The sequence below is a fragment of the Terrisporobacter mayombei genome, assembly GCF_020748465.1.
Classification (GTDB): Bacteria; Bacillota; Clostridia; order Peptostreptococcales; family Peptostreptococcaceae; genus Terrisporobacter; species Terrisporobacter mayombei.
Genome location: NZ_JAHZMP010000249.1, coordinates 1 through 447 on the forward strand (window position 1 = coordinate 1; position 447 = coordinate 447).

The following is a 447-nucleotide window of genomic DNA, read 5'->3' on the forward strand; positions in this document are numbered from 1 at the left end:
CCGCTATGGGGCGTGGCGCGCGGAGATGCGCGCATGATGGCGTCTTCCCGCTTGTTTGCCTAGCTGCTGTTTATGTCTGTGGCTGGCGCATTTCTGGTGCTGGTCAATGCTTTCGTGGTCAACGACTTCACCGTCACCTATGTTGCCAGCAACTCCAATACCCAGCTTCCGGTGTGGTATCGCGTGGCGGCTACCTGGGGCGCGCATGAAGGCTCGCTACTGCTGTGGGTGCTGCTGATGAGCGGCTGGACCTTTGCGGTGGCGATTTTTAGTCAGCGTATTCCGCTGGATATTGTGGCCCGTGTACTGGCGATAATGGGGATGGTCAGTGTCGGCTTTTTGCTGTTCATTCTCTTTACCTCTAACCCGTTCTCTCGCACGTTGCCGAACTTCCCGATTGAAGGTCGCGATCTTAACCCGCTATTGCAGGATCCGGGGCTGATCTTC

At 56.8% G+C, this 447-nt stretch carries 1 pseudogene; it reads left to right on the forward strand.

From position 1 onward, the window contains the following. Positions 1 to 447 (forward strand): annotated as a pseudogene (gene ccsA, locus K0039_RS25395) (cytochrome c biogenesis protein CcsA); the annotation flags it as partial.